At 69.8% G+C, this 3828-nt stretch carries 4 protein-coding genes; all 4 read left to right on the forward strand.

The genetic code is table 11. From position 1 onward, the window contains the following. Positions 1-123 precede the first annotated feature (123 nt). Entirely contained in the window at positions 124-1776 is a 1653-nt protein-coding gene (locus KBA23_RS16125; RefSeq protein ID WP_290743099.1) for an electron transfer flavoprotein-ubiquinone oxidoreductase, read from the forward strand. Between the two features lie 57 nt (positions 1777-1833). Beyond that, a complete protein-coding gene (locus KBA23_RS16130) occupies positions 1834-2241 on the forward strand; it encodes a MaoC family dehydratase (protein WP_290743107.1) in 408 nt (135 codons plus the stop codon). 125 nt (positions 2242-2366) lie between these two features. Next, complete coding sequence (locus KBA23_RS16135) at positions 2367-3125, forward strand: TerC family protein (RefSeq protein ID WP_290743102.1); 759 nt, start codon at positions 2367-2369, stop codon at positions 3123-3125. A gap of 282 nt (positions 3126-3407) precedes the next feature. Beyond that, positions 3408-3828, forward strand: a 421-nt coding sequence (locus tag KBA23_RS16140; protein ID WP_290743104.1) for a DeoR/GlpR family DNA-binding transcription regulator, incomplete at its 3' end; no start/stop codon positions are given.

A 3828-nucleotide genomic window follows, 5' to 3' on the forward strand; every position in this document is an offset into this window, starting at 1 on the left:
CGCAGACTACGGCCTCCTCGGCGACCTGTTCCAGATCGGCCCGGAGCTCGAGAAGAGGCTCGGCGGAGGCAGAGGCAGCGACGGCGCCGCCGTCCCTGCCGCGACAACGGGAAAGGAGTGGCCATGACCGCGATCGAGCGCGAGTCGATGGAGTACGACGTGGTGATCGTCGGCGCCGGGCCCGCGGGCCTCGCGGCGGCGATCCGGCTGAAGCAGCTCGATCCGGATCTCTCGGTCGTCCTGCTCGAGAAGGGCTCCGAGGTCGGGGCGCACATCCTGTCGGGCGCGGTGCTCGACCCTTGCGGCCTCGACGCGCTGCTGCCGGACTGGCGCGGCATGGACGCGCCGATCCGCACGCCCGTGACGGAGGACCATTTCTACCTGCTCGGGCCCTCGGGACAGGTGCGCATCCCGAACTGGCCGATGCCGAAGCTGATGTCGAACCACGGCAACTACATCGTCTCGATGGCGAACGTCTGCCGCTGGCTCGCCACCGTCGCCGAGGGCCTCGGCGTCGAGGTCTTCCCCGGCATGGCCTGCTCGGAGCTCGTCCTCGACGGAGACCGCGTCGTCGGCGTCGTCGCCGGCGAGTTCGGCCGCGAGGCCGACGGGACGCCCGGCCCGGGCTACGAACCCGGCATGGAGCTGCGCGGCAAGTACGTCTTCCTCGCCGAGGGCGTGCGCGGCTCGCTCTCCAAGCAGGCGATCGCGAAATACGGCCTCTCCGACGGCCACGAGCCGCAGAAGTTCGGTCTCGGGATGAAGGAGATCTGGGAGATCGACCCGGCCAGGCACCGCCCCGGCAAGGTGGTCCACACCATGGGCTGGCCGCTCGGCGGGAACGCCGGCGGCGGATCGTTCCTCTACCATGCCGAGGACAACCAGGTGCTGGTCGGCTTCGTCGTGCACCTGAACTACCGCAACCCGTACGTCTTCCCCTACATGGAGTTCCAGCGCCTGAAGCATCACCCGCTGATCGCGGACGTGCTCGCCGGCGGCAAGCGCGTCGCCTACGGCGCGCGGGCGATCTCCGAGGGCGGCTGGCAATCGATCCCGAAGCTGACCTTCCCGGGGGGCGCGCTGCTCGGCTGCTCGGCCGGGCTCGTCAACGTTCCCCGCATCAAGGGCAACCACAACGCCATGCTCTCCGGCATCGCCGCCGCCGAGGCGGCCCATGCCGCGATCGCCGCGGGCCGCGCCGGCGACGAGCTCGTCGGCTACGAGGCGGCGGTGCGCGAAGGCCCCATCGCGCGCGACCTGAAGCCGGTCCGCAACGTCAAGCCGATGTGGTCGAAATGGGGGCTCTGGGCCTCGCTGGGCCTCGGCGGCCTCGACATGTGGACCCGCAGCCTGACCGGCCTCGGCCTCTTCGGCACGCTGAAGCACGGCAAGACCGACGCTGCGGCCACCGGCGAGGCGAAGGATTTCGCGCCGATCGACTATCCGAAACCCGACGGCGTCCTCTCCTTCGACCGCCTGACCAACGTCGCCTTCTCTTTCACCAACCACGAGGAGAGCCAGCCCTGCCACCTGCGGCTGCGCGACCCCTCGGCGCCGATCGCCGTCAACCTGCCGAAGTACGCCGAGCCGGCGCAGCGCTACTGCCCGGCGGGGGTCTACGAGGTGCTGCGCGACGAGGAGGGCTCGAACCCGCGGTTCCAGATCAACTTCCAGAACTGCGTCCACTGCAAGACCTGCGACATCAAGGACCCGAGCCAGAACATCGACTGGACGACGCCCCAGGGCGGCGACGGTCCCAACTATCCCAACATGTGAGAGGGACTGCACGTGAACGACCTCAACGGCTACGACATCGAGGATCTGGAGGTCGGCATGACCGCGACCTTCGCCAAGACGATCACCGAGGCCGACATCATCCTCTTCGCCGGCGCCTCGGGCGACAACAACGCCATCCACATCAACGACGAGTTCGCGAAGACGACGCCCTTCGGCGGCCGCATCGCCCACGGCATGCTGACCGCGAGCGTGATCTCCGCCGCCGTCGCCAACCGCCTGCCCGGGCCGGGCGCGATCTACATCTCCCAGAGCCTGAACTTCCGCGCCCCCGTCCGGCCGGGCGACACCGTGCGCGCCGAAGTGACGGTCAGCGAGGTCAATCGCGAGCGCACCCGGGTCCTGCTCCGCACCGTCTGCAAGGTCGACGACACCGTGGTGATCGACGGCGAGGCGCTGGTGAAGCCTACCTCGATGGCCCGGCGCACGGCGGCGCCGGCGTCGTAGACCAACGCCGAGCGAGGGGCGCGGGCCAGCCCCCGTCCCTCGCATCGGAGCCCGCCGGCCCGCCATGGCCGCGCACCGCCCGCCTCCGCCCGTTCGCTGCAAGCCCGAAAATGAGGAGAAATCCGATGCCCGATCTCAGTCTCGCTTTCCTCGCCACGCCCGAAGGGTGGGCGGCCATGATCACGCTGATCGCGATGGAGGTCGTGCTCGGCATCGACAACCTGATCTTCATCTCGATCCTGACCAACAAGCTCCCGCCCGAGCACCGCGAGAGGGCCCGCCGCCTCGGCATCGGCGCCGCGCTGATCATGCGGCTTGTCCTGCTGACGACGATCGCCTGGATCGTCGGCATGACCCAGCCGCTCTTCACCGCCTTCGGTCACGGCTTCTCGCTGCGCGACCTGATCCTCATCGCCGGCGGCCTGTTCCTGATCTGGAAGGCGACCAAGGAGATCCACCACAGCGTCGACCCGGAGGACCACAAGGACGAGATGGTGGGCAAGGCGGTGAACGTGACGCTCGGCGGCGCGATCTTCCAGATCCTGCTGCTCGACCTCGTGTTCTCGGTCGACTCGATCATCACCGCGGTCGGCATGACCGAGCATCTCGCGATCATGTACATCGCGGTCATCGTCGCGATCGCCGTGATGCTGCTCGCCGCCACCCCGCTCGCCAACTTCATCGAGAGGAACCCGACGATCGTGATGCTGGCGCTCGGCTTCCTGCTGATGATCGGCATGACGCTGATCGCCGACGGCATGGGGTTCCATGTCCCCAAGGGCTACATCTACTCGGCGATGGCCTTCGCCGCCCTTGTCGAGGGATTGAACATGCTGGCTCGCCGGCGCAGTTCCGCGGAGAAGTCGCAGTCCAGCAGGACGTGATCCGCCAATAGCCGTGGGTCGGCCCCTTCCGGTCGCCGCACGGGAAAGCTCAGCGCCCCGGACCCGGAGCCACGTCTCTTGATGGCGTGACTTCGTCCGGGGCGCGACCGTCATCGCGCGGCGCGTGCGCGTCGCCACGGCCCCCGCCTGTCCCTCCGCCGCCATCCTCCGCCGCGCGCACGCCCCGCCCTAGCCCTGAACTCCGGCGATTGACTGCGCGATTGTGCACGTTTATGCCGAATTCGGCAAACCGTGGAGCGCGAATCGGCGATGCCGCCCCTGATGACCTCCGAACGCCTTGCCGACATCGAACGCCGCCTCGCCCGCGACGGGCGGGTCGTCGCGGCCGAGCTCGCGCGCCTCTACGAGACCTCCGAGGACACCGTGCGGCGCGACCTGCGGGCGCTCGCGGGCGCGGGCAGGTGCCAGCGGGTCTATGGCGGCGCCCTGCCGCCCGCGCCGGCGCGCGGGCCGGTCAGCGCGCGCGGCCGCCTCGCCCCGGCGGCCAAGGCGGCGCTCGGCGCGGCGATGGCGCGGCTGGTCGAGCCGGGGATGACGGTGTTCATCGACGCAGGCTCGACGACGCTCGCCTGCGCCGAGCGGCTGGCGGCCACCGCGACGGTGATCACCCATGCGTCGACGATCGCGGCGGCGTTGGTGGAGAACCCGGCGGTGCGGCTGGTGACGCTGGGCGGCCAGGTGG

The organism is Amaricoccus sp. (assembly GCF_017995835.1).
Lineage (GTDB): Bacteria > Pseudomonadota > Alphaproteobacteria > Rhodobacterales > Rhodobacteraceae > Amaricoccus.